The following is a 25,482-nucleotide window of genomic DNA, read 5'->3' as shown; positions in this document are numbered from 1 at the left end:
CCGACCCCAGGCCCTACGTCTGGACCAGGACCGCGGACGAGATCCTCGAACGCCTCGCCTCATATCTGAACAGAATTCCCGACTCAGAAGACTAGTCGTCGTCTCATCCAATCCAGTCCAGTCCAGCCTTCGGTTCTGGCATCCCTCGCTGCGCCGGTCGGACAGCTTCATCTACTGAACTGAGCGGGCCTTCTTCCGCTCGCGGCGCTTGCGGTTATGCTCCGAGATCAACATGACGCCGCCGACGACCATCACCACGGTCGCCGCGAGGCTGGCCCATTTGGTGATGGTGTCCACGAGAGGTATCGACTGTGCCCGCGCGGCGCACCATGGGTGGTGTCACTGGGATGACGCGTCGGCCGGAACGAGCAGTTTTGCCGTCGATGCAGTCATGCGCGGCTGCGGGGTGCTCCGCCTGCCGCCCGCCCGGCGGCGCGGGCCGCAGTATCTGCGAGATGGTCCTGGAGTTCACGGTGCCTGAACTGGTACGCGTTCCCGGCGATCCGGAGCAAGCCGGCGTCGGAAGCCCAGGCGAGGAAGCGTCCGAGGCGCCACGGCAGGCGTCCGCGTGTGCAGAGCAAGGCGCCGGAGTAGCGGCGCCAGGCACCGGCCCAGATCATCCCGCTGGGAACGCCCAGGATGCCTCCGAAGAACCCCACCATGGTGATCGAAAAAGTAAGGGGCGGCGCGCTCGACTCCGCGGACGCGAGCGCGAAGGACTGCGTCAACAGGGCCTCCCGGAACAGCTCGTTGGTTTCGACAGCCCCGAGCTACCGAGAGGCCCTGCCTTCATGCACCGACCGCGCGATAGTCAGTCGAGCAGGACCCTGTTCGACTGATCAAGCCTGCTGAGCGGTCAGCGATCGCCTTTGAGGTCGCAGCGCCGAAGGGCTGTGACCTCGCCATGCCAGCGGTTTGCCGGGCCTACGGGGTCATCCGATTCTGACGCGGTAGCTGGGGTTGCCTGTGCCGGAGGCAATGGTGCCCTGGTTTGACCAGGTAGTCGCGCCTGCTTCGTTGGTCTCGTTGAAGTAGGCGGTCAGCGCCCCGTTGTCGGCGAGGATGAGGTAGTCGGCCCGGGAGTCGCCGCCGACGTCAGCGAAACGGACCTGGGTTGCAGTCCAGGATGCGGAGCCGGTGGCGATGGTGTTCACCTTGCCCCAGCCGCCGTGGCCGTCACCACCCTGGTTGATGAATGAGCGGACGGCGCCGTTGTCCTCGACGATCAGGTAGTCGGCCCGGGCGTCCCCGCCGACGTCGGCGAAACGCACGTCCTCGGCCGTCCACTGAGCAGAGCCCGAGGCGATGGTGCCGTAGTCGTCCCATTTGAGTGTTCCGTCAGCCCGGGTGGTGTTGACGAACGCGCGGACCGCTCCGTTGGGCGAGAGGATGAGGTAGTCGGCACGGGCATCACCCCCGACATCGGCGAAACGCACCTGGGAGGCGTTCCAGGAGGTCGAACCGGAGGCGATGGTGCCGGCGTCCTGCCAGCCGCCGCGGCCGTCACCGCCCTGGTTGATGAGTGCGCGGACCGCTCCGTTGGGGGAGAGGACGAGGTAGTCGGCACGGGCATCACCCCCCACATCGGCGAAACGCACCTGTGCACCGGTCCATGACGGTGAGCCGGAGGCGATGGAGCCGTAGTCGGACCACTTCACCTTGCCGTCCGCGCCGGTGGAGTTCACCCACGCGCGAACTGCTCCGTTGTCCTGGACGACGAGGTAGTCCGAGCGTCCGTCGCCGTTAACATCGACGCGGTAGTCACCGGCCGCCGCGCCCTGGCCGGCCTCGGGGGGTGCGGGCTTGACCGTGACGTCCGGGACGATCCACTTCTTCTGGGAAGCGGTGGCGACGCCGCCCTGGAAGGCCCGGGCCATCTTGGCGTAGCCGTTGTTGTTCGGGTGGAGGTTGTCGTTCAGGTCTGCCACCGACAGCTCGCCCATGCTGACCTGGGTGATGCGGTAGCCGCGTGCGGCGCGGTCGGTGACGATCCCGGGGATGGCCCGGTTGTAGGCGTTGACCCGGGCCTGTACGGCCGGATCGGCGGCCGGCACCAGCGAGGCGACCACGACCACCGTGTCCGGGGACGAGTCGTGGATCTGATCGATGAGCCGGCCGAGCCGCTGCGGTGCGGTAGCCACCTCGTAGTTGCGGTTCATGTCGTTGGTGCCAAGATGCAGGACTACCACGTTGGGCTTGGCATCGGCCATCCAGCGGTCGATGTTCGCGCTGATCTGGTCGATGCGCCACCCGGAGTGGCCTTCGTGCCGGGACCCGTCCGCATCCTGCATGGAACCCACGAACTTCACGTCCGCCGTGTCCTGGGCGAGCATCTGTGCGAGCGCGGGCCGGTAGCCGGTCCGCGTACTGCTCCCCACTCCCAAAGTGATGGAGTCACCCAGCGGCATCACCGCGAGACTTATGTGTCCCCCCATCTTGCGACCGGTGATGAAGCTGATGACACCGACGACCGCCGCGCCCGCAGCCAGAACGAGCTCCCCGCCTGAAAGGATGACCATGACTCCCAGGGCAAAACCTACGAGATGCCCGTTAACGTACTCCCATGCCTGGTGTCGGTTGCCGGGCTGGCAGGGCTCCATGGTGGGTTTCAACTGACCCGAAGCCGGGATTGTGAGGCATTCTTTGGTGCTCTCGTTGACCACGTGACGCCCACCGGGAACACCTGACGGCTGATGATTCCACAACTCCTCGCTGTGGTAATCATTGTTGCCGTGGTCCGAATGTCCTCCCGATACATGGTCCGCACCTGCAGTCAGACTCTGATTCGCATTGCCGTCCATGATGTATACGGGATTGGAACCCTGGTCGCCGGCGGGAAAGCCAGCCGTGTCCCAGTGTCGGAGGTCAATGGGTTCCATGGCCCATCGAAATTCGTCAGGAATTTCGTGTGTGAAGCCACCGGTGGTGAGATACCCGTTGGCGGGGTCCGTCGACCGGGCAACAAATCCTGGACCTATGTCGCGTGCCATGTTTTGGAGACTTGGCGTGCTGTACAGCCACAGCTGGTCCAAGGAGTCCCTGTCGCGACATTCCGCTTGCTGGAGAACGTTGCGTGAGACGTCGAGGGTGAGACACTTGTTCGTCTGCGTGTTGATCAATTTATGCGCGGTGTTGATTCCGTCGGAGACGAAGTCCTCAGCCCTCCAGATCTGGCTCAGTTCGCGCTTCCACGCCTCTCGTGCCGCGGCGGCGCCGTCCACCGTGGTGCCGTTGGGGATGGAGATCACCGAGTGCTTGGGTCCGGTGGGATTGGTGAAGCGGTAGGTCCAGCCCTGGTTCGGCCCCCCGGCTGCCATCGGGCTGAACAACACAGGGAGATGGTCACTTCCGCTGTTGCGGATTGTACTCCAAGGAGCCGCAGTCGACGCGTTGAAGAAGTTTGCACCCAACGACGTCACCATGTAATCAAGTGTGTTCCCCTGCCGCAGCTGCGAACCCTGAGTGGGGCTCACCACAGTTGAATTCGCCGGCCGGTTAGGATCGTTGCGCATCAGCGACGGGTCGCGGTTGAAGTCCCCCAGAACCGCCCAGTTCCACGGGTCCCCTCCCTGAGGTGGGGGATTCGCGGCCCCATAGGCTGCTGTCGCGTCACGTACTGCAGTGACCAATCCCACCCCGTCGTTGCCGTTCCCGGAGAAACCGTGGATCGAGGCGTACACCATCCGGATATCATTGTGTGCAATAACCAGCGCCGTACGAGAATTCGGAATGGTCGGGTGCTGGACCAGTGTCACGTGATCTGCCCGTTGAGTGGTAATGATCCCCAAGGGCTGGGTGGCATTTCTCGCCAGATATACGTACCGGACGTCGCCCGCGTCTCTGCCAATTCTCCACTCATACTCCCAGATGTCCGGACCTATCTGCCGCAGGAGGGTGCTCCTACGCGGAGAGTGGGGAGCAACCGGCTCGAGCTGGCCGTCGCGCGGGACCTCCTGAAGGGCGATGACACCGAAGCTTCGGGAAATCTCCGCGACCGCCAACCACATATCTCCACCGGCAGTGGAGTGCAGCATGTTGAACGTTGCCATGAACCTCTTCCGGTCCGGCGGAGCAGCGGAGGCCGGCGCTGCCGTGGCGATCACGCCGACCAGGCCCATGAGGAGTGCCAGCACACAGGACACCGCTGTCCCAGCCCGCCAAGGTGCGAGCACCTGGCGGTCTGCCGCCGGTGCAGCCAGCGGCGAAAGTGAATATCTTAACCTGAAACGCATAGTTGATTCCCTTTTGTAATGCTGATGGCTGAGGTCGGCGGGGATCAGGACGGTCGCTGTGACCTCCTCGCCCGAGCACCCAGTCCGATGTGCCACGACCCTGCCCGACGGCACGATGACACTGGCGACCGGCGTCGCGCGAGAGCCCCCACGAGCAACTCCCCGAACACGTCACACCCCCGCTTGGCTTCCGGTGTCGACCATCCGGGAGCCGCCGCAATGATCGCAGCTCCGCTCCGGTAGCCGGACCCTGACCAGTAGTCGATCACACAGGGTGATGCCGAAATGTTGATCAGAACCATTCGCGGTTCTGGTCCAACTTCTGCGGAGCGGTGACGCTCAGTGTTGTTGGACGGCTCTGTGCATGGTGGTGTGCTATCGCGGCCGACTGTGGTGTCGGTGGGACGGTTGATAATGCCGGTCATGGCAGATCGAAGTCCGGTCCTCCGGATCATCACCTCGGCGGCGCGGGACTCTCTGAAACCGCTCGGCCTGGCCCAGCGCGGGCGGTCGCGGCTGTGGATTGATGATCACAGGTGGTGGCTCGGGATTGTGGAGTTCACTCCGCCACGCACTGCTGGCAGCGGTCTGCACGTCGGTGCGATGTGGCTGTGGCACGACGTGGACCACTTGGCCTTCCATGTAGACACCGCCCGGTCCGGCCCCGAGTTGTTCCGTGCCGAGGACCAGTTCACTCCGCTGGCACTCGGCCTCGGCCGACGGGCCGCGGCGGAGGTGACCATGCTGAGGGAGAAGCTCCCGGCTCTGCCGGACGTTGCCCGATACCTGACGTCCAGGCCGGTGCGGCGGGGGTTCCTCTGGGAGAGCCTTGACGCCGGGATCGCAGTAGCCCTGGTTGGGGACCCGGACACGGCCCGCGATCACTTCGAGCGGGTGCTTCGAGAGGACGCGCTGGCGCCCTGGATGGTCGAAGCCCAGGAGAAGGCACGTGAGCTTCACGCGATCGCGGCAGATCGCGACGCCGTGACCGCATGGGTCACGCGAGCTGTTGATTCATGCCGGAGCAAACTGGGCCTGGATCCCGTACCGCTCGCGATCAGCTGAACGGACCTGCTTGTCGAGCGACAGAGCTGCGGTCAGGCAAGAAGAACCCGCTTCCGCAGCAGGCCGAAGCTGGCCCGGCCGTACATCTGGCGCTTGATCATTTTGATCCGGTTCACGTGGCCTTCGACGACGCCGGAGCTCCAGGGCAGCGTGAGGCCTGCGGTGACGGCGGCGAGGTCCCGTTCGAGGCCGTTGACGAAGGTGTGGAGCCTGGGCAGGTCGTCGGCGCGGACTGCCTTGATCCACTGCGGGAGCTGGTCGCCCTGGAGCTGGGTGAGCATCCTTCCGAAAGCGCGGACGTGCCCGGTGAGGGCATCCAGTTCGGGGCAGCTGGCGAGGACGGATTTCAGCTTCAGACGTTCGCCCTCCGGCAGGGTGTCGGGGTGGGTCAGCATCCAGCCGGTGACCGTGCGTGGGGACGGCGGACGGGCCGTCGGTGCGGTCGGGCTTGTGCGAAACGGCTGGAGGTAGGCGCGGACGGCTCCGTAGCCGCCGGTGTAGCCGTGTGTCTTGATCTCTTCCCAGAGGGTCCAGGCGTTTGTGCAGCCCTCGGCCCATCGCTCGTGCAGGTACGGCTTGAAGTCGTCGAGCTTGGTCCTGCGGTTCTGCCACTGTCCCTGGAACAGGTCTTCCGGCCTCGCTGCGTCCGCCAGCCGCTGGACGGTGCGGTAGGTCATGCCGAGCTGGCGCTGGATCGAGCGTCGGCTATGGCCGGCGGCCAACAGTGCGTGGACGGTGGCGTGCTTGGCGCGAGTACGGTCCGCGAACCGGTGCCCGGTGGGCCACGGCGAATCACGGTCGGGAGATTCTGAAGCCAGCTCCTTCTCCGTGGTCGACTCGGCGGTGGTCGCGCGAAGGCAGGGCCGGTGGCGGGAGACGCACCGCTCGGCCGCTTCGCCAAGGTTGCGCCAGAGGTGGAACCGGTCGGCAACCTGGACGGCCGAGGGCGCCCCGATGCTGGCGCCCTCGGCGAAGAACGGGGCACAGTCGCGACAGACGACCTCGATCCCCGGGTGCTGGGTCAGCCAGGCCGCGAGCGTGCCCGCATCGCGATCTGGCAGCAGGTCCACCGGTCTGCGGGTCTCGACGTCGACGAGCACGGTCCCGTAAACACGCCCCTTGCGCATCGCGTACTCATCGACACCGACCACCCGTGGGCTCCGCGGTTGCGGCTCCGGCAGGGCATCGACCAGGCGCAGGACCGTGTTCCGGCTGACCCTCGCCCCAGGGATGTCGGCCAGCCGGGCACCGGCGCGGCCAGCGAGGGCGAGGCCGACCTCGGCCAGCGCCGACCGCAGGAGACGTCTTCGCACGTGAAGCGCCGGACACGAAGCCGCAGCACCACCCGCCGTCCCGCCACGGGAAGATCAGCGGGAAACCGCAGGTAGGAGCCATGCACCCGCCGCGACCAGATCCCGCAACCCGGACACAGGGCCCCGGCTGTTCGACACCTGACACCGACTCGGATCACCTCGCCGTCGTCCTGCACCGACACCACCCTGATCTCCGGAGCCGCCAGGAAGAGCAACTCTTCCAGCCGGAGCAGTACCTCGCGCACAACCCAGAACCATCAGCCTGAACGAGGTCGGCTCCGGCAGTTTCCAGAGGATCTCGCGGGGGTGCCAGCAAGCTCAATGGTCACAGGGAGTAGGCACATCACAGAAGTTGAGCCAGAGCCCGTTCTCACCTACGAAGCCATGCATGGCATGACGGAATCGGGGCCTGCCAGGCCAGCCAGCGGCGAAGGGTGCGGGTGATGTGCCGAGCAAGCCAGCCGTCAGGGTGGACGGCAGGCCTGGCAAGCGTGGCTGTCGATCGTCGCCCCAGGCCGCGAGCCGCCGCCCGCACCTTTCCACTCACAGACTGTCCTGACCGCTTGCGTCGAGCTGACGTGAGGGAGCACTGGCAAGATGACGCAATGTTCGATTTGGCATCGTGGGCTACCAGCCGTTGTGGTTGAACCGCCGCAGTGACGTCGCGCGGGAGCATGCGCATCGACTGCGTGGTCTTGTCGGACGGACTCTGACGAAGGTCTGGATGGTCTGGGACCGTCGGGACGACGAGTGGTTCTGTGACTGCCCGGTTCTGCTCGATTTTGAGGGCGAGCAGGTCGAGATCAATCATCAAAAGTTCGACGATCTCTCCCTCACGTGGAACATGATCGACCCGAGTAACCGGTCCGGTGGCCCGATTTCGACCTGCAGTGGCGTACTGAGCCTCTTGCCGGACTTCAGGCTCTGTGGGGCTTGTCTCTCAAAGGGGTTGAGCTGCTCGAGTGGACGGGCGGGGATCTGGCTCAGGGAAACGTCGACGTCAGCTTCGTCTTCGAGACGAGTCGGGTGACCGTCTTCAATGCTCTCGACGAGAACGGGCTGAGCTTCGTCCCGCCTGATCGGCATACGGTCCCACCCGTTGCACTGAAGGCTTCAACAAAGTCGGCCAAACCAAGGGCCAGCTGAAGGTCAACAGCGTCAACCGGGTCGACATGGGACTGGAGGCGATGGGCCCCCAGCACACGGACGTACCGTCCATCGGCAATCGCATGCAGTACATGAACCAGCACAAGGCATGGAAGCAGGTGGCATCCGCGAACACGGCCAAGGTCGTGAGCCTGCCCGGCTGCAGTACGACCAACCTGCCGCCGTATTGCTTCAAGAGCCGTCTGACCGGTGGCCAGACGTTCACCCAGTGGACGGTGAGCAAGCCGAGGAAGGCGGGGACCACGACCGATGCGCCGGTTCTGCCTCCCGTGACCGCTGGTGCCTCGCTCCCGGCGACGTTCAACGGCGTCGACCAGAACGCCCTCCAGGCGTGCTTGGAACAGGACCCTGAAGGTTGCCTGGAGACGGTGCCAGGCCTGTCGGAGTGCGTGGAAACCGCTCGGGTCTGCAATGCGGCAGCACTCGCTGAAGGCGAGACTCCTGCCACTGCGGCAGCCGCGTCCCTCGGTGCGGGTGAGCCTCAGCCCTCGGCAGCCGAGGTCCAGGCCGCTGCCGCCGCCACGTTCGGCGTGACTCCCGAATCGGTCAGCATCACGCCACCCACCGACCATGCACTCGACACCGACGCCGCGGTGACCTGGACAGTGACCTCACAGGCCTCCACAACGGGCCTCGGGGCGCAGAAACGATCCTTCCGCGGGTTCACCGCTCACTACTCCGCGCAGACCGGTGCTCTGTTGGACGCCTGCTGGGGTGACATGTGCGACTCATGACGCCACCCCAACCGCGCTTCCGCCACCCGCGCAACGAAGGAGTGCTCCTGTGAGCCGACGCCTCCACCTCTCCACGGTCGGCCGCTGCCTCGCGGCGTCCGCGGCCCTGCTGCTGGTGACCGCCACGCCCGCCGCCGCCGACCCCGTCCCGCCGTCCGAGCCCTCGCAGGCAACCGCACCGCTGGAGTTCGTCGACGCCGCGCAGGCGACGGCGGACGACCTGACCGGCCTCGATGAGCCCATTTCGTACGCCGAGTACGCCGCGGCACGCGGAGACAGCCGCGAACCCGTTCCCGCCCAGGCGACTCTCCCGCACCCCGGTGAGGCGGAACTTCGCAAGCAATGCGCTCTCCAGACCGGTCCTGCCCAGCACCCCAAAGGCTGGATCGCGAGCCGCTTCACCAGCTGCCAAAAGCGTCCCTACGACCTCGTCCTGCGCGACAAGCGAGGCACGAAAACCATCGGCCGGCTCTGGTTCGACATGTGGACCCTCGGCTTCGCCACCGACGGCGAACGCCGCGTGGACTACTACACCAGCATCGAGAACATCCGCGTCCAGACCGTGGGCGGAGAAGACGCAAGGAAGTGGCGCGTCGGCCAGCACTTCCGCCACGACATCTACGCCAGTGGCAGCGACCCCGATGCCACAGTGATCCGGCCCCAGACGACCCAACGCGACGAACTCCTCAAGGCATGGGACGCAACGCCCCGATGGGCTCTGACCTACACATCCCCTGACAAGGGCCCGCAGCACGCGAACGGCAACCAGCAACGCGTCTCGAGCACGGTCTATCTCGACGTGACCGCGGACTCTCCCAACGCCACCCCCTACGCGCAGGCCGTAGCGCACCACTCCAACGTGCGGTACGACTACGCCGGCCCCGTTGTCGGCAAGCACAAGGGCACCGTGTTCAAGGAGGCGCGTGTCGATCTGGCGCTCAGCCGGAAGGCCCCTGAGATCAAGGCAAGCACTCAGCACATCTACGACGCGCTGAAGCGGCCCGAGCTCACCTTCCCTTCCTTCGCAAGCAAGACCGTGCCGGGTGAGAAGGAGCCCCTGCACCGGCTGATCGACAAGAAGCGGCAGGACGACCAGCGCGAGAAGTCGATCAAGGAGTGCAGGAAGGTCTGGGGCAACTACACCGGTACCGGCCTCGAATGCGACGAGTATCCCTTCGCCAGCACCAAGGAAGGATCGCTCGCAGGTGACAGCCGATTCTCCGTCCGTCTGATCGACGGAAAGGACAACAACTTCGGAGGGCAGCGCATCAACGAGATGTACTCAGCCAACCGAGTCCTCGACGGTGACCCCTTCTATGTGAAGATCACCAACTAGGTGAAAGGTGTGTGCATGCCACTCTTGAGCGAACACAGCGTCGACGCCAAGCCCGACCGGCAGCTCTTGCAGGTCTATGACGCCGATGCCTATCGCGGCAGCGACCAGGCACTGGAAGCCGCCCATCAGGACGTGGTGGGCGGCGACGGCCGCCACGCCTTCCTGCACAGCTTGCAGTCCGGCATCAAGACCACCGTCGTGATCCGTATCTGGGACACCCTCCCACCCGCACCGGCCGACGCGGACGGATACGTCCCCATCAGCATCGAATCCCCGACCGGCCTTCTCATCATCAACGAATTCACGATGGGCCCGGCGGGGGAGGCCGCCCTTCCTCAGCCCGGTCTCTACGAAGGCCACGTGTCCTGGTCCGGCCGCCAGGCCACCGCCGACTACTTCGCCAGGGTCCTCGACGAACTCGATGAGGACCCCGACCTCGACCTGGGCGTGGCCTTCCGTTCCTGCCCCGAGGACGAGCGGTACGTCTTCGACCTCGCCCTCACACGACACACCCCACCTGCCGCATCCTGAAGGGAAGGCGACGCAGCGCGTTCCGCACGCCGAGCGCGCTGCCAGCCTGCGTCCGGAGTGCAGGCCGCGACGGTCCAGGTTGAGCCGCGCGGGGACCCCTTCGTAGTGATGCCCGTCGCCGTCGCAGGCCTCACGCAGCACCGGCCATCGTGTCGGTGCTGAAAGCCGCCGCCCAGGGCAGCTGGCCGGGTCTCATCCTGGTAGATGCGGGGGAAGGTGCCCTCCGCCTCGTCTTTGACCACCACCCCCTCGTGACGGATCGCGTGCGGCTCCTCCATGCCGCGCTGTTGGTCGGCGTCCCGGTGGTGGAGATCCTGGGCAGGCCCGGAATTCGGGTAACTGAGTGCCCTGCCACGGTCGAGACCGCCGGGTTCGTCGCGCCCAGGGCCGGGGGGAGTCACAGGTCCGAATTCCCAGTCCAGCACAGCCACTGCCTATCTGCGGTACGTCCCACATGCAGATCAGGACGATGCCCAGCCTTCCGCGCGCAGATCTTGCCGTACACCCCGTGTCGTGCCGGACACTGCCGGGCAAGCGCCTCGAGATTCACCTCGGACAGCTCCGTGGGGAGACTGCTGCCTTCTTCCGTCGCCAGTACGGCCTTCGCCCGCTGTCGCTCGGTCGCCTCCATCGCCTGCGGCGTGTGCCGCAGCCGGGGCAGACTGTCGCCTTCCGGGCCTGGGAGGAGATTGACGCACTGGGGTGCGCCGTGCTCGACGATGGTGTCCATGTGCGCCATGCCGACGGCCTCCAGCAGCCGGCGCGAGGCCGAGTTTGCCTTCTGGGCCACGGCGACGATCGGAGCGGGCTGTCGTACGGCCGCGCTCCACCACGCGAGGACCGCACCGGCCGCCTCCCGGCCGATTCCGTTGCCCCAGACCGACGGCGTCAACTGGTAGGACAGTTCCGCCCGGCCGGCCACGCGGTGGTCCGCCCCGAGGGTGAGCAGACCCATGGCCTGCCCGTCGAGAGCGACAGTCCATGCTCCGGGGCGCCCGAGGTAGGAGGGCTGGTGTGACCGTCTTCTGGGGTGCTCATGCTGGTCGCGTGCGGCAGTCTGCGGGATAGATCGTTTGTCAGCGGTTGACTTCGAGGTTCGTCAGGACGAGCAGGCCGCGCAGGCGGCGGAGCGCACGGGTGGGGTCGGTGCGGAGTTTGGTGAGGGCCCGCCAGTCCTTGAGGTGGACGAAGCCGTGTTTGACGGGGGCGCGTCCGGTGGCCAGGACTCGGTTGCCGTCTTTCTGGCCGGTGGTGGGCTTGCGGCGGAGGTGGCTGCGAAGCCGGCCTTCCCCAGGGCCCACTCGGCCTGCGCTTGGCGTTCCTGCGCGGCGCGGGCTTCCAGCTTTCTCCTTCGAGGCTGCTGAAGATCATGGAGTCTCGCCAGCCGTCGCGGAGCAGCGCCGTGTCTCGTAGGCGTCCCTCATGCGTCATGCCGATCTTGGACAGCACTCGGGAGGAGCCGAGATTCCTCGGGTCACAGGTGGCATGGATCCGATGGAGCCCCAGCTCGCCGAACCCGTGCGCGAGGAGCTGCCGGCCTATTTCCGTGCCGATGCCCTGCCCCCATACCCGGGGATGCACGATGTATGAGATCTCACCCTGGCGCTGCTTATGGCTGCGGACATGCAGCTCACCCATGCCCACCACGTCCGGCCCGACGCGGGCGACGTAGGGGAACCGGCGCTGAGGGGTACCCGACCAGGCCTTGACCGCGGAGTCCACGAAGTCCTGCGTCTGGACCTCTGTGTTCGGCCCCCAGGACTGATAGCGGCACACCTCCGGGAGGCACGCCCACGAGTGAACGGCCGGCCAGTCCTCCAAAACAATCTTGTCCAAAGTTACCGAGTGCTGACTCATAGGACGATCATGAACGTAGCGCCGCGCGAAGATCAAGATCAGGGAGCCCATCACGCTTCACTGACGGCTATGTGGGGAGGAAGGCCCGGTGCTGGCAGTTCTCGTGAACACTGCGAGGCACTCCCAGGCCGAGTGCGGCTCCCCAACCGACGTCGAATTGCTGCTCCTTCTCGTGGACAGAGCCAGTGGGCAACAATCAGAATCCAGGTCCAGCGGTCCGCGGCTTCGGGCGTGCGGAGTTTCGGAGTGATCTGGCCCAGGGTCTGTTTCGCGAAACGGAAGGTGTGTTCGAGGTCGAAGCGGCGGAGAAATGCCTGCCAGAAGCGGTCCACATCCTCCGGTGTAGAACCAGTCTTCGAAGACCATAACCACACCGGTGGAGCGTCCCGGTCCTTCGATAGGTGCTCGACCTTCAGCCGGATCAATGTTCCCTCGACCAGGGGAAGTTCACCATCGTGATCGAGCCATGAGGATCGGTGAGTGAGCCTTGGGTGGACCCGCTCCCATGCCTGGGTTTCGGCCTTGCCGTAGTTGGTGGTGTCCGTGACGGTGGTGTTCGCGGGCTCGGGCCAGGTCTCCGGCTTGGTGAAGCGGAATTCCGGGCCGTGCTTGGGTGGCCGGCCGTTGACGCCGTGCATTCTCGGTGGTTTCGGCAGACGCGTGACGCGGTCGGAGCGGACCCGGCCGACCAGCTCGACTGGCAGGTCGCGCAGGACCCAGGCCAGGCGGGTGACGTCGTAGCCGGCGTCGCTGACGATCACGATATGCGGGTCCCCGTCCTGCCACTGCCCCACGGTGACGAGCCGTTCGACGACACCCCGCAGCTGATCGGCGGTGACCGCGGTCGCGTCATCCGCCGGTCCGAGCCGGATCACGTCCAGGATCGCGGTCCAGGAGGTGGCGCCCGGCTCCAGTATGGCGACGAAGGAGTAGGGCCAGCCCGGAATGAACTGCGAGGCCGTCTTCGCACGGCCGTGTGTCAGAACCGGTGCGCGCGAGGCCTTGGGCGTCACGCCCAGCGAACCGGACAGTGTCCGGGACAAGCCGCTGACCAGGTCGGACAGGCAGCGGTTGTCCGGGACATCGCAAACTGTTGCTCCGGCGCGGACGATGTCGGCATGCTCGATGCCACGAGGAACCAAGCCGAAACCAAGGTGAAGTGATCGGCCTGGTACGGCGTCGCCAGGCGGGCCGCGGTCTTCCCTGGCAGCCACCCGAAGCCTCTCCATTCGTCCGCGTGATCTCCGAGGAGACAGATGCGCATCCGTTCGGTAGTAGCAGCGACTGCAGTCATCTTCACCGTTCTCATAGCGGGGCAGGGCCAGGCCCTTGCTGTGGACTTCGAGAAACCGTTCGAAGATCAGATGTCCACGCTCTCCTATGAAACGGCGGGTGAGTCCTGCTCGGAAGTCTTCGTCTGGAACCCCAAATCGCTCTCGTACGACAGGACCGCCAAAGGCTGCTTCACCAGGTACGGCGACAAGTGGACCATCCAGGACTCCCTCGCGGAAGGGAACCAGACCTTCATCTACTGGGAGAACTGGCTCAGGGGCGCGAACGGCGTCTGGCAGCCGTACCGACACGGCTGGTGCAACAACAACCTGGGTGCCCCCAACTGGGGTGCGTGCAACAAGGACTACTACGAGTCCTCCAGCACCAACTACTACGAAGGCCAGGGCAGCAGGGTTCGCTTCCAGACCTGCCGTCGCGACCTTCTGAACACCTCCTGCACTCCCAGCGACATCAGCGCCGCACCGTGGATCAACAACAACGCCTAGAAGGCTGACGCGGTTCCTGCTGAGGGGCTGTCCGGACGCAGACCGGGCGGCCCCTCGCCGGTCCGGCTGAGCCGAAACTGATCAGTGAAAGGGCCTCATGACCGGTCGGCGGGCGTTCGCGGTCACCGCGGAGTCCAGGCCGCCGTCTGCCGAGTCCGAACGGAAGATCGCCAAGCAGTTGTGGTTGAACACCGGCCACACGTCCGCAGGTATCCCGCCACGACTTGGGCTCAGCCGCAGTCTTGGCAGTGCACGATGGGCTGCCCGCGGTCGCTGCGGGTGCCCGGCGCTGGGTACGCCGCTCATGCGGCGCGCTGTACGGGCGCGCGGCTCGAAGCCGACTGCGCCGACCTGATCGCTGGTCGCAGCAGCGGGGCCATCCCGCCGGAGCCGCCGCCCGCCGAGACGGCGTCGGCTTGTCTCGGCGTCGTCGAAGCAGTCGGGATCCAGCTCGCCGACCACGCTCCCTACGACGTCGAACTCTCCCAGAGAGCTGTCCGAGGCTTGCTCAACCTGCCACCCGCCCCGGAGGCCCCGAATGAGACCGCCCAACACCGTTGAGGACGTCTGGGTGCTGCCGACACCGGGCGGTCCGGACGCGTTCCGCCGGTTGCGGCTCATTCCCTTTTCAGGCCTGGGGGTATCGGGAGTGAGCCATAGCGCGCGGGCGACGTCCGGATTCCGGCTGGTCTTGATCTGCACCGCACCGGAATGCTCAGATCATGAGCCATCCCGAGCTTCCCCATCCGGACCCCGACCAGGCTACGCAGACCGCTGAACTAGTGGCGTTCATGCGGCAGTTACGTGACGTCTCGGGTCTGACGTACCGCGACCTGGAGCGGCGCGCGGCGGACTTGGGAGAGATGCTCCCGCGCAGCACCCTGGCGACGGTACTACGCCATGACCTGTTGCCTCGGCCGGAGGTGCTGCGCGCGTTTCTGGTGGCCTGCGGATACGACGGCCCGGTTGATGCGTGGTTGGCGGCACGGGACCGCATTGCGTCGGGGGCGCATGAGAGGCAGGGGCCGGGGACGTTGGATGGGGCCGCTGGGCCTGGTGCTGGAATCCAGGCAGGCGGTTCATCTGAAGCCGTGGAGGCCGATGGCGGCCCTGGGGTGCAGGAGCTGGCGGGTGCGGCCGGTGCTTTCCGGACCGTCGAGACCACCGGTCCAGCGATGGCACCCGCCGACGGCGGTACCACGGGTGGCATCCTGCGGCTGCGTCGCCGCCCCTGGTCACTCGGGGCGGCGGTACTTGCCGTCTGCGCTGTCGCCATTGGCGGCTACGCCTTCCAGTCCGGCAGCGGCGATGACGGTCCCAGTCGCCCGGGAGCTGCGGACTCCTCTGCCGCCCGGCTGGCCACGAAGCCCGGTTTGGTCCAGCCTGGCACGTATCGCATCCGCGTAACCGGCTCTGACCTGTGCCTGTCCGAGTCTGTCACCCAAGACAGCGGGGGTCGCGTTGGTCAGTTCGACTGCTCGAACAGCGTGCCGATCTACCTTCTGGAGCCGTTCGGCAGCGACCAGTACATGATCCGCTCCTTACACCCCGTCATGGGCCATGGATGCCTCGGCGTCGACTCCGGCCTGCGCTCCAACGGCGCCCGGCTCATGAACGACTACTGTGGCCGGCGCGGCACCGCCGAGCGGTTCCGTATCCGCCCGGCCCGGTCCGGCGACCAGACATACCGGATCACGCCCGTTCATACCGGTGCCTGCGTAACGATCCCCGGCGGCATCGGCACTCCCGGCGCCCCCGTCGTCCAGCTGCCGTGCAGCACGGCGGAGACCGGTCAGGTCTTTACCTTCGATTCCGTGCCCGCCCCGACTGGCATCCCAGACATCACGACCAACTAGAGAACTCCGTCAGGTCTGTCTCATGGTCCTGCTTGGGGGCATGTTGGCGGCGTGGATGCAGATGAAGTGAACCGTGCCCAGGCGAAGTTGGCGATTCGCAGCTGACGTGTTCGAGTCGGTGCCGTGCAAGGATCAGCGGGCGAAAGGCGACTGCTGTCTGCGCGGGCTGATGCTGGACGGGCGGCGTACGTAGCGGTGGTGACGGCGAACTCGTGCTCGGCGGGTGCGAAGCGGGCCACGGCGTAGACCTCCCGCACGAGTACCGCCGGGATGTGCGGGCGCCCGGTGTCCCGGAGACCACAGCGAAGCAGCCGTGAGCAGCCAGACCGAGAGCACCAGCAGCAGCGAAACGCCGAACCCGAAGCGCTCACTGCAGACCTGGCCCCCCGGCCGACTCAACGTCGCCTTCCCGATCGACAACGGTCATGGGCGGTGCCTGCTTCGCGGAGGTAGCCGACCACGGCCTCGCAGAATCCTGGATGTGCCCGATGCTGTGAGGTGGAGCTGCCACCCGTGTTTCCGTACGCCCTGGCAAAGGCCCGCCGGCTCGGAGGACGATGGAGGGGTGGGCACCCGCGACCAGCACCAGCGTGTAGCCGAACGGCGAGGCCGCCGCTCACTGCGGCGCAGACCCGGGAGGTGACGGCAGGTCTGCGCGAGGCGATGGACGACGTCCGGCGCTCCGCGGCGGTGCTCGCCGCCCGGGTCTGGGTGCCGCTCGGCCACAACGACTGGGCGTCGCTCTGCGATGCCGAGTTCGGTATCAGCCGCGCCCAGGCGTACCGGCTCCTGGATGTCGCCCGCGCCCCGGCCGCGATCCAGGGCGCTGTCGCCGCCGGCACCGAGGTGTCTCGCACGCGAGACACCGGCCCGGCTGTCGTGGTCCGCATTCGACTACGGCCTGTCCCAGCGCGCCTTGATCGCCGTCTCCAGCCGCAGCGGCGACGTCGCGGAGGCTGATGCCTGCCGAAGCCGGCTGATCCGGGGCATGGTCGTCACCCGTTCGGATGCGGCCGGGCCGCCCGGCCGATATCCGCGATTCCTCGCCGCGGCTGGGCTGGAGAACGCCGAAGACAACGACCTCACCGACACCGGCTTCGTCGAGTGGCGAGGAGCCGGCCCCGAGGAGTGGGACTCGTCCGTGACAGCGGTCAGCCACAGCAGACGGTCGCGTGGCTGCAAGGTTCCCCGCAAAGGTGACGTACCACCACTTAGTGAACGAACCGGCAGCCAGGCGGGCTCAAGGTTCATTGCGCTGGCCATGATTGTGGTCACGTCAATAATCGCTGGCTAAAGATCGTTTTCGTTTCGTAGGTTGTGTCGCATGCCCACCCGGTCGGTTGACCTCCGACGACGGGTGGCGCTCAGGGGGTAGGGGACCAACGCTCGGATTCCGTCTTGCTTGTGCGGCCGAGGTGGATGTGCCTGGCAGCAGTAGGGCGAGTGTGGGCCACAGCATCGACAACCTGCCCCCTGCCGTACGGCACGTCGACCCCTTGGAGAAGAAACAGTCATGCGCAAGTTCCTTGCCGTCACCCCCCTCGTCACCACTGCCGTAGCGGCCGTGCTCACCCTGGGCGTCGCCGCACCCGCGCATGCGGCGAACGGATGGAACGCGACCGTACAGTGCACCAAGTGGCGCATCTCGGACAGCTCCGGCCATGGGTTTTTCAACGGGCACGGCTGGGCCAAGACGCAGCCGGACGCATGGAAGGCAGCGATCAAGCACGCCAACGACCAGATGCCCCAGGGCTACCGGGCGAAGCACTGCACCAAGAAGAAGATCACGAGGGGCTGATGCCATGAGGACGCGCACCTTGAACTTCGGCCTGTACGCAGACGAGCAGGGGCTGGCATGTGCCAGGCGGCTTGTCGAGGAGGTCGTGGGTTCCCGCAATGCGCGTATCGTCAGGGAGACCGTCGCGCACACGGTCTTTGGAAGTGAGCTCACGACCGCCGACGCGTACGAATTTTTGGCGGAACAGTGGGCCTGGGAACATCCTGGCCAGAGCAGCGGTGCGCGGGAACCGGTTGAGCTGTGCGTCTATTTGGCGTGCTCTTTGAGGACATGGCGGGCAATCCGTAAGGCAGTGATCAAGGCCTTGTGTCCGGAGGGTGCGGCGCCTCACGTCTGTCGTGTTCCATGGATCGCCGCCTGAGCTGGCTACCTTGCAGGTCACGCTAGCCGCAGAGCTGCAGTGGCCGAACTGCCGCACATCATATAGATGATCGGCCAACGTCTTCGGGGAAGAGCACTCAGGGCGAATCCCGAAAGGACCCCCCGATTTTACGCCGGGGTGATACGGCAAGAAGCTGGCTCATCTGTCACACGCCCGGCACGTAGACCGGGCGAGGCGGAAGCGCTCTGCCAAATACCGATCAGTAGCCGCATGATTCAGGTTGCCTAGACATGAATGGGTCATACCTGTGGTGCGCCCTAAGATCAAAATGCAAGTCAGACTGCAAAATGAAAGCGAGTTAATTATGAACATGAAAAATGGGCTTAAGGCTGTTGCTGCGGCCGGCGCGATAATCGCTGCCGCTGCCGCTCCTGCGCTGGCTGCGGAAGACGCTGGTGGTGGCAAGTGGAGCCATGGCATCGGAGCCAACTATGTCTACTCGAACTACTACCACAAGGACAACTACCACTCCTCTTCCGTTGAAGGGGAGTACTGGGCCAAGAGCGGCTGCCAGAAGGAAAAGGTGTGGGCTAAGGCCTCTGCGAAGAAGGCCTGGGGGACCAGCAAGGCGTACTACGACCCCGCTTGCTAAACACCATGTGTGTGCGGCTCTGAAACTCTGAGTCGCCGCCCCTGGCTGCGGGGTATCCGTTTCGCCCCGCAGCCAGATCTTTTCAGTTAATTGTTATTGACCTGCGCGCTCCAGAGTGCCCGATCCTAGGTAGCCGATGCTCCACCGAGGTATCAAGTTCGTCCATGCCGCCATGCTGGTCTTCTCGGCGATGATGTCCTTTCTGTTCGTGCGAGGGCTGGACGAGGAGTTGGTGCTGGGCAGTTCGGCTCAGATCTGGGTTTCTCAATCCGAGGATTCAGTGAGCGGCGCTCAGATTGCGCGCGCGATCGCCAAATTCTCGGATGACCATGAGGTCGCGGTGGCTCGCGAGTTGCCCGATGTGAAGAACCCCGACGGCCTTCGGCACCTTTATTTGGCCTCGGGTGATCCGGACTCCGATGCAGCGTCATGGCTGAACGACGGCTACCCGGCGTTCAGTAGGAATGTCGCCACGGCCGTGCACCCGATCGTCGATATTGGACAGCGTGACCCACGGGGCTTCTACTACGTCTTTGGATCGCCCAAGACCGCAGATTTGCTGGTGGCTGAGCTCGCCGAGCTCGGCCTGGGCGCAAGTGTTCAGCACCCCCTCGCATACAGCGAGCTGGCGCTTCTCTTCTCAAGCGACGACCTGCTCTGGTCTTTCTGGGTGGTCGCTCTCGCCGCGGTGACGATGACCGGCGCAAGCGTGCTGCTGAGCGCGAAGGCCTACGGGGTACTACGCCTGCAGGGCAAGTCCTTCATGGACCTCCTTGCTCGTGATCTCAAGCAGCTGGCGGTGTTCTGGTCGCTGGCAGCCGGCATTGTGGCGGCTGCGGTACTGGTCTTCCTTGGCCTCTACAACGGCCTTGCTTGGTTCGGTCTGTTCGCTTTGGTGGCCGTATGCCTCGCGGGCCTGCTCGCCCTGTTGGCGCTGGCCGCCCACGCTGCCGCGCTCGCTCTCACCTTCAAGGTTGAGGTACGGCGAGCCCTCAAGGGTGAGCTGCCTGCCCGGGCGGCATTTGTCTCTACGTACCTGGTGCGCATCCCCGCGGTGCTGCTTGCACTTGGCTTCGCCATGGAGGTCACTCTGGCAGGCCAGCACGTGATGGTGCGCCAGGACAACCAGGACACCTACGCCAAGGCGGGCGAGGCCGTCACCATCCGCCTCAACGGCAGCTGGGGCGGAGACTCAAAGCCGGTGATCACGCAGGTGGGTCGGTGGCTGCGCCAAGCCGACGCAGCAGGGGAGATCATTGTTGCCGGCCGCGAGGACCTCCAGAATGTCTCCTCGAACGCGCGCCTGCCACGGGGCGAGATCCTCATCGTCAACGAAACCTTCCTCGCGCAACAGCCGGTCCTCGACCCGAGGGGACAGCGGTACTCCCCAGTGCCGCGCAACGGGGGGACCGCAGACACCCGTTCGGTGCGGCTGGTCATCCCCGAATCCCTTGCCCGTCACGCATCGGACATCAGGGCGACGATCCCTGATGTATTCGGCAGACTGGATCCGGATCTCCGCCGGAATCTGAAGGTGGAGATACTCCAAGCGAAGAGCGGTCAGCGAATCTTCGCCTATAACTCCGGCGATCGAAGCCCAAATGCCGCCTACAGCCCGGACGATGACCGGTCTTTGGTGCGCGACCCGGTCCTTATCGTGGTTCCAAACGGTTCGAATATCGTCACCGACGATGCTTACACAACGTTCGCGACTCAGGACGGAATCATATTCCCTGAGCCCGACGACGTTCTGAACCCTTTTGCCGCCAATATAAACGAACTGCAAAAATATGTGGCAGCAGTCAATCCAGTGGGGCAGAACGCTGCACTGAAGCTGAGAGAAGCAGTCAATGACTTCCGACTGATGATCTTCAATCTCATTGCAGCCGTGGCCGTGCTCCTCATCACCGGGGTCGGCGTCTGCATAATCCACTCACGCAAGCATGCCCAGGCCGTGTTCGCGCAGCACATCAGCGGTTGGCGATTTACTGCAACCCACCGCTTCATCCTCGCAGTGGAGGGGCTTCTGGCAGCTTCCCTTGCCTGGTGGGTGCCGATTCAGGCGTGGCAGCAGAACCAGGATCTCAAGGAGCTCACCTCCCAGGGCATCCCTGCCCCCTTCCCTCCCGTCCAGATCACCGGACTGGACCTCGGTGCTATTGCCGGCCTTGTCGCCATTGAATTCTGCGCTGTTCTCATCGCTCTTGGCGTATTTCACCGACGCATCGTCAACGAGGGGGCGATTGATACGTGAGACCCGCACAGAGGAATTCCTTCCACATAGCAGGAGCGCAGTTGTGATCGATATTGTCAAGCTGTCGAAGAAATTCGGCACCCGGACCTTGTGGTCCGATGTCACCACCACCGTCAACCGCGGCGAGATGCTCGCCCTTGTTGGCCCCAGCGGATCGGGGAAGTCCACCCTGCTTAACTGCATCGGCCTTCTCGACAAGCCGAGTGCGGGGGAGATCCGCCATGAAGGAAACGACATAACCCGGTTCGGGCGACGCGAGACCCGACGGTTCCGCCGCGACGTTCTCGGCTACCTATTCCAGAACTACGCCCTCATCGAGAACGCCACCGTCGCCGCCAATCTGGAGGTCGCTGTCAAACCGCAGCGGATCTTGCGGGGCAGGACCAACGTGACGATCGCCGAAGCCCTCGACCGCGTCGGCCTGGCTGGGCGGGAGGAAGAGAAAATCCACCACCTCAGCGGCGGAGAGCAGCAGCGTGTGGCGCTCGCCCGACTCATGGTCAAACAACCGGCTCTAGTGCTCGCCGACGAGCCAACCGGCGCCCTCGACCACGCCAATGCCACAGCAGTCATAGACATCCTCCGTGAGATGAGCGATGCCGGATGCGCCGTTGTCATTGCCACCCATGATGACCGCGTCCGCGACCGTTGCGACGCCGTCTTCGCCGTCAATGCAGATTCTGTCGTCGCTTGAGTGCCCCTGGCCGGCGCGGGAACAAAATCCCAGGGATCCTCATGCCTGCCGGCCGGGGGCACTTTCCTCGCGCACGGCCTGGAAGGTGCCTTTGCGGTGGTGCACCGGGGTGCTGATCTCCTTGACCGTCTGAGCCGGTCCGAGGGCGAGGCGGCGGCGGTGACGCTCGCGGTCTACGCCGTTCTGACCGCGCGGGAGAGCTCTGGCGCGACGCTCGATGATGTCACCCGGGCCTGCTCGCCGCGCGTGCCCGTACCCGGGGCGTCCTGATCCGTCCCGGCTCGGGGCCGGCCGTTGCCGGCCGGCGCCGGTGGTGGTGTGGGTGGATGCCCGTGCGGGGCCGGCCTCGCGTGCCTACGATCGGACCATGACGACGACAGACGGCTCTCGCTGGTTGATGGGCGTCGCGTGATGTGCACTGGGTGTGCGTCATTGGTTTTCACTGGTGCTGGGTTGGGGTGCGGCGGTACTGGGGTGTCGTTTTGCCGGTGAAAGCTGTTGTCGTTTGGTGTGTGGGGTGTTTGTCGCCCCCTGTGGGCGTCTTGTCGCCGTGTTGGTGCCGTTGTTGCGTCGTTCGTGTCCGCCGGGTGGGGGTGGCTTCGGCGGGTTGTACGAACTCCGGCTCGGGGTTGACGAGGCGGAGGAGTTGGGCTGGGTAGATCTGATCTGTTCGGCGCTGCGGAAGGCCGGCCGGTCGTTGGGGTGGTCGCGGCTGCAGATGTTCGGTGGTTCCTTCCCGCAGGTTGCGGTGGCGGGTGTGGTGGACCGGCGGGAGATTCCCGAGGAGTTCGCCATTGCTGTCGAGGAGTATCAGTTGGCGCGGGGGAGGGCCTCGGCGGAGGTGATCGGGCGGGCGGTCCGGCACCGATGCCCTGCTGCTCCATGTCTGCGCGAGGGCATGAAGGTGCCGAGCCGGGGGCCGCGTTCGTGGCACTGGCGGTGCGGGGGACAGCGGGTCAGATTCCCGCTAGCACGGTGCTCAGGGGCCTTGCGTTCGCTGACACGAAGGCGGTGCCCGGCCTTGCTGTACTGACACGGGGTGGCGTTTGGCCTTGTCGGGTGCTGCTACGAAACCGGTACTCTGCACCCCACGGGCGACGGTTCAGGCACCGTAAGTGATGGACACCTGTGCCGATCCGATGGCGGGGCCGGAAGTGCCGCCCGCCGGGACGAGGTTCGACCCGCCACCGCCGCCGCCGGGCCCGGCGGTGCCGTCGGCGACGACCAGGAAGCAGCCGCCGCCGCCTCCGCCGCCGTGCCAGCCGCCGCCACCACCGCCCCCGCCGAATCCGCCACCGCCCGTGCCGCCGGTACCGGGCGTGCCGTCGGTGCCGGCCCTGAAGCCCTCGGGGCAGGCGGCTCCGCCCTTGCCGCCGAGGGTCTGGGTTCCGCCGCCACCCCCGCCGCCGCTGTCCGGTCGCTCGCCGCCGGGCTTCCCGGTGTCGCCCGCGTCTCCGCCGGTGGCCTCGCGGACGGGGAATCCGGTGAAGCTGGAGCCGCCTCCGCCGCCCCCGCCGCCGGCGGCGACGATGAGGCGAGGGTCGGTGCCGGGAACGCCGGTCAGGGCACAGCTCGCGCGCGCCGAGCTGCAGGTGCGGACGTCACTGGCACCGCCGCCGCTGCCGCCAGGGCGCTGACCGGTGACGGCTCCGCCGCCCGTGTCGACGTTGACGTAGTAGGTGGTGCCGGGCACCACGGTGAGGGTGCCGGTGACGGTGGCGCCGGTCCCGCCCGCTCCGCCCTCGATGGCGGACCGTCCCGGCTCGCCTGTGGCGGTGACGGCCAGTCGGGTGACGCCGGCTGGGACGACGAACCGCTGGTTGGCGCCGGCGGTGAAGGTCTTGGTCACGGGCGCCGCTGCGGCGGGCGCCGCGGGCACCACCAGGGTCGCCGGCAGCGCCGCGGCGGCGAGCAGGAGCGCGGCCCGTCGGGCCGTGCGCCGAGGGCGTTCGGATCGCTGTGGGGTCAAAGTCACGATGGGGACTCCTGGACAGGGCCGTGGCACCCACCCCCGGGGGCGCGCGCGGACGTAGGTCGATGGCCCGGCCCCTGCGCGGGACCGTCCGCCGCGGACCGTCCGGGCCGCAGCGGTCAGGCGTCACGCTCTCCCTCAGTCTCCCCGTTTCCCGGTCCGCCCGCCTCCCGGCGCCCCGGTCCGTCCCGGCGTACGGATCCCGCAAGGACGGAGCGAGGACGCTCCAAGGACGCCCCTCTCTACGTTGATCAAGTCCTCGGCTTGGCGCCCATGGGTATTCCGACCGGCAGAGGTCGGCAGATCTCGGCCTGACATGTGGTTCGCCCTCTTGCGGTGGGTACACCAAGTCGGCTGTTCTGGGGCGATCGGTGGTTCCTTCGGCCTTACTGAGTCGGTGGTTTCGGGAAGGCCGCGAGTTCGGCCCTCAGCGTCCGCCATGCTGCTCGTTGGCGTTGTTGTGTTTCGTCCTGGTCGACGATGGCTTTCAGAGTCGCGATCTGCTGATCGATCCGGTAGGCGCGGAATGGGTCGGACGGCCTGAGCCGGTCGAGGCGGCGGATGGCTTCGGCGATCCGGGTGGGGATGGGCATCGTCGCCCAGGACGAGACCGGTTGGTCGGCGAGGTCCGTGCTGTGGAGCGTTTCGTTTGTGTCGATGCGGATCACGCTGCCCCAGTGCTCTGCTGTGATGCGCTGATCGGTGAGGTACCAGGCTGCCGGGTCGCCGCCGGCCTGCTCCACCGCGGTCCGGCCATCAGGGCTGGTGACAGCCGTCTTGAGGCAGGTGTTGTGGAGACGCACGCTGGCTTCGACGGCGGTGCCGAGATTCTGCCAGAGGTGGAACCGGTCGGCCACCTGGACCGCATCCGGAGCACCGGTCCGGGCGCCGTCGGCGTAGGACCCGGCCCGGTCACGGCAGACGATCTCGGAGCCAGGATGCTCATGCAGCCAGCCGGCAAGGGTCGCGGCGTCGCGGCCGGGCAGCAGGTCGAGAAGCTGTCCGGTCTCGCAGTCGATCAGGACGGTGCCGTAATGCTGTCCACGACGGGTGGCAAAGTCGTCGACTCCCAGTACCTTAGGGACGGTCCAGACAGGGTCGGGCAGGGCCATGACCGCCCGTAGGAGTGTCGTCCGGCTCACCCCTGCATGCAGGACGGCGCCGAAACGGCTTCCGGCTCGGCCGGCCAGTGCGACTCCGACGGCCTCCAGGACCCGCCGGGCAGCTGGCGTGCGACGGCCGTAGCGCACGGTCAGTTCCGTGACCTGCTCGGCGAACGTACGCCGTGGACAATGGAAGTTCTCGCAGTACAGACGCCGCACGGTCAGCTCGATCAGCACTGGCGATCGCCGACCGGTGTGTCGGCAAGGCGTCTTCCGTACGTGCTGTGGACTCGACTGGACACTACCGCGCAACCGGGGCAGGCCACCCCGATCTCCTGGGTTCACGCGACCAGGCGAATCATCCCGCACTCGAAGAGCACACGCTCCACGAGTAGCGCGCTGAGGTGCGGAAACAGGTCACCGACGAGGTCATCACACCGCACCACGGTCTCAGATGACGCTACGTCACCGAGACGAAACCCGTTGATCGTTTTCTCGGAATTTGTGCCTGAGCCCAGATGACCCGATGAAATCAGGGGTCCATGCCGCGTAGCTGTCGCGGAACATCGTGTCCACCGTGGGTGTGTCGATCTGCCCGAGCGACTCGACATCGGTGCACGGGTACCCGAGGACCGCCCGTGCGGCTCCCGCATGATCTGCCTTGGCATGCGCCAGACACAGCGGCCGGTACGAGGGGCCGGACGCCGCTCGCGGTGACGTTGACGGTGAGGGGGGTTGAGCGCCTTGTGTCCTGTGGCCAACGCCCGTGGGCCGCTGCTGCCGGCTCTCGGCGTCGTGCCCTTGACGTGGCACCCGCG

General features: G+C 66.1%; 18 protein-coding genes and 3 pseudogenes. 12 read left to right on the top strand and 9 right to left on the bottom strand.

Going from position 1 to position 25,482, the window contains the following annotated elements; translation table 11 throughout:
- Window positions 1–171: 171 nt before the first annotated feature.
- Together ABT123_RS32965 and ABT123_RS32960 are read right to left on the bottom strand one after the other, a co-directional pair.
- The gene (locus ABT123_RS32965) at window positions 172–297 is read right to left on the bottom strand and encodes a hypothetical protein (protein ID WP_351321451.1); all 126 of its coding nucleotides are present in this window, start codon (window positions 295–297) and stop codon (window positions 172–174) included.
- A gap of 635 nt (window positions 298–932) precedes the next feature.
- Entirely contained in the window at window positions 933–4,133 is a 3,201-nt protein-coding gene (locus tag ABT123_RS32960) for a GDSL-type esterase/lipase family protein (protein WP_351321449.1), read from the bottom strand.
- A 522-nt stretch (window positions 4,134–4,655) separates the two neighbouring features.
- On the opposite strand from ABT123_RS32960, the gene ABT123_RS32955 reads away from it, so the two are divergent.
- Window positions 4,656–5,297, top strand: coding sequence for a hypothetical protein (locus tag ABT123_RS32955; RefSeq protein WP_351321447.1), 642 nt, complete (start codon window positions 4,656–4,658; stop codon window positions 5,295–5,297).
- A gap of 32 nt (window positions 5,298–5,329) precedes the next feature.
- Here the strand turns inward: ABT123_RS32955 and ABT123_RS32950 are convergent, their stop codons facing one another.
- Window positions 5,330–6,610, bottom strand: coding sequence for an ISL3 family transposase (locus ABT123_RS32950; RefSeq protein WP_351321445.1), 1,281 nt, complete (start codon window positions 6,608–6,610; stop codon window positions 5,330–5,332).
- Window positions 6,611–7,848: 1,238 nt separating this feature from the next.
- Between ABT123_RS32950 and ABT123_RS32945 the strand changes: the two genes are divergently transcribed.
- From ABT123_RS32945 to ABT123_RS32935, 3 genes are read left to right on the top strand one after another with little or no spacing between them, the layout of a single operon-like run.
- Entirely contained in the window at window positions 7,849–8,511 is a 663-nt protein-coding gene (locus ABT123_RS32945; protein ID WP_351321443.1) for a hypothetical protein, read from the top strand.
- A 49-nt stretch (window positions 8,512–8,560) separates the two neighbouring features.
- Window positions 8,561–9,847 (top strand): NucA/NucB deoxyribonuclease domain-containing protein, encoded by a 1,287-nt coding sequence (locus ABT123_RS32940; protein ID WP_351321441.1) that lies wholly within the window; start codon window positions 8,561–8,563, stop codon window positions 9,845–9,847.
- Window positions 9,848–9,862: 15 nt separating this feature from the next.
- Window positions 9,863–10,378: a hypothetical protein gene (locus ABT123_RS32935; RefSeq protein ID WP_351321439.1), complete on the top strand. Its 516-nt coding sequence runs from the start codon at window positions 9,863–9,865 to the stop codon at window positions 10,376–10,378.
- Window positions 10,379–10,775: 397 nt separating this feature from the next.
- Here ABT123_RS32935 and ABT123_RS32930 read toward each other — a convergent pair whose 3' ends face one another.
- The 4 genes and pseudogenes from ABT123_RS32930 to ABT123_RS32915 all read right to left on the bottom strand — a co-directional run.
- The gene (locus tag ABT123_RS32930; RefSeq protein ID WP_351321457.1) at window positions 10,776–11,444 is read right to left on the bottom strand and encodes a GNAT family N-acetyltransferase; all 669 of its coding nucleotides are present in this window, start codon (window positions 11,442–11,444) and stop codon (window positions 10,776–10,778) included.
- Window positions 11,445–11,454: 10 nt separating this feature from the next.
- The gene (locus ABT123_RS32925; protein WP_351321459.1) at window positions 11,455–11,679 is read right to left on the bottom strand and encodes a hypothetical protein; all 225 of its coding nucleotides are present in this window, start codon (window positions 11,677–11,679) and stop codon (window positions 11,455–11,457) included.
- A gap of 136 nt (window positions 11,680–11,815) precedes the next feature.
- A pseudogene (locus ABT123_RS32920) lies at window positions 11,816–12,235 on the bottom strand (GNAT family N-acetyltransferase); the annotation flags it as partial.
- A 146-nt stretch (window positions 12,236–12,381) separates the two neighbouring features.
- A pseudogene (locus tag ABT123_RS32915) lies at window positions 12,382–13,233 on the bottom strand (transposase); the annotation flags it as partial.
- A 366-nt stretch (window positions 13,234–13,599) separates the two neighbouring features.
- On the opposite strand from ABT123_RS32915, the gene ABT123_RS32910 reads away from it, so the two are divergent.
- The 8 genes and pseudogenes from ABT123_RS32910 (at window position 13,600) to ABT123_RS32875 (ending at window position 21,589) form a co-directional block, all read left to right on the top strand.
- Window positions 13,600–14,013, top strand: coding sequence for a hypothetical protein (locus ABT123_RS32910; RefSeq protein ID WP_351321437.1), 414 nt, complete (start codon window positions 13,600–13,602; stop codon window positions 14,011–14,013).
- A gap of 722 nt (window positions 14,014–14,735) precedes the next feature.
- Complete coding sequence (locus ABT123_RS32905; protein ID WP_351321435.1) at window positions 14,736–15,869, top strand: RICIN domain-containing protein; 1,134 nt, start codon at window positions 14,736–14,738, stop codon at window positions 15,867–15,869.
- Window positions 15,870–15,920: 51 nt separating this feature from the next.
- Window positions 15,921–16,056 (top strand): annotated as a pseudogene (locus tag ABT123_RS32900) (IS701 family transposase); the annotation flags it as partial.
- Window positions 16,057–16,508: 452 nt separating this feature from the next.
- A complete protein-coding gene (locus ABT123_RS32895) occupies window positions 16,509–16,829 on the top strand; it encodes a hypothetical protein (RefSeq protein WP_351321433.1) in 321 nt (106 codons plus the stop codon).
- A gap of 553 nt (window positions 16,830–17,382) precedes the next feature.
- A complete protein-coding gene (locus ABT123_RS32890; RefSeq protein ID WP_351321431.1) occupies window positions 17,383–17,667 on the top strand; it encodes a hypothetical protein in 285 nt (94 codons plus the stop codon).
- A gap of 632 nt (window positions 17,668–18,299) precedes the next feature.
- Complete coding sequence (locus ABT123_RS32885) at window positions 18,300–18,641, top strand: lactococcin 972 family bacteriocin (protein WP_351321429.1); 342 nt, start codon at window positions 18,300–18,302, stop codon at window positions 18,639–18,641.
- 172 nt (window positions 18,642–18,813) lie between these two features.
- Window positions 18,814–20,895: a bacteriocin-associated integral membrane family protein gene (locus ABT123_RS32880; protein WP_351321427.1), complete on the top strand. Its 2,082-nt coding sequence runs from the start codon at window positions 18,814–18,816 to the stop codon at window positions 20,893–20,895.
- Window positions 20,896–20,938: 43 nt separating this feature from the next.
- Window positions 20,939–21,589 carry an ATP-binding cassette domain-containing protein gene (locus tag ABT123_RS32875; RefSeq protein ID WP_351321425.1) on the top strand — a complete coding sequence of 217 codons (651 nt, stop codon included), beginning with the start codon at window positions 20,939–20,941 and terminating at the stop codon, window positions 21,587–21,589.
- 1,102 nt (window positions 21,590–22,691) lie between these two features.
- On the opposite strand, the gene ABT123_RS32870 is transcribed toward ABT123_RS32875, so the two are convergent.
- Together ABT123_RS32870 and ABT123_RS32865 are read right to left on the bottom strand one after the other, a co-directional pair.
- Window positions 22,692–23,564: a hypothetical protein gene (locus ABT123_RS32870; protein ID WP_351321423.1), complete on the bottom strand. Its 873-nt coding sequence runs from the start codon at window positions 23,562–23,564 to the stop codon at window positions 22,692–22,694.
- A 383-nt stretch (window positions 23,565–23,947) separates the two neighbouring features.
- Window positions 23,948–24,901: a transposase gene (locus tag ABT123_RS32865; protein WP_351321421.1), complete on the bottom strand. Its 954-nt coding sequence runs from the start codon at window positions 24,899–24,901 to the stop codon at window positions 23,948–23,950.
- Window positions 24,902–25,482: the final 581 nt, after the last annotated feature.

The organism is Streptomyces sp. NPDC002054 (genome assembly GCF_040296685.1).
Classification (GTDB): Bacteria; Actinomycetota; Actinomycetes; order Streptomycetales; family Streptomycetaceae; genus Streptomyces.
The sequence above is the reverse complement of the archived record's forward strand: the minus strand, read 5'-3'. Positions and strand labels throughout refer to the sequence as shown.

Bases quoted from the DNA above. Each gene is read 5' to 3' on its own strand.
- ABT123_RS32955 (WP_351321447.1), top strand. From the start codon at position 4,656: ATGGCAGATCGAAGTCCGGTCCTCCGGATCATCACCTCGGCGGCGCGG.
- ABT123_RS32945 (WP_351321443.1), top strand. From the start codon at position 7,849: ATGAACCAGCACAAGGCATGGAAGCAGGTGGCATCCGCGAACACGGCC.
- ABT123_RS32935 (WP_351321439.1), top strand. From the start codon at position 9,863: ATGCCACTCTTGAGCGAACACAGCGTCGACGCCAAGCCCGACCGGCAG.
- ABT123_RS32910 (WP_351321437.1), top strand. From the start codon at position 13,600: ATGTCCACGCTCTCCTATGAAACGGCGGGTGAGTCCTGCTCGGAAGTC.
- ABT123_RS32905 (WP_351321435.1), top strand. From the start codon at position 14,736: ATGAGCCATCCCGAGCTTCCCCATCCGGACCCCGACCAGGCTACGCAG.
- ABT123_RS32890 (WP_351321431.1), top strand. From the start codon at position 17,383: ATGCGCAAGTTCCTTGCCGTCACCCCCCTCGTCACCACTGCCGTAGCG.
- ABT123_RS32880 (WP_351321427.1), top strand. From the start codon at position 18,814: ATGCTGGTCTTCTCGGCGATGATGTCCTTTCTGTTCGTGCGAGGGCTG.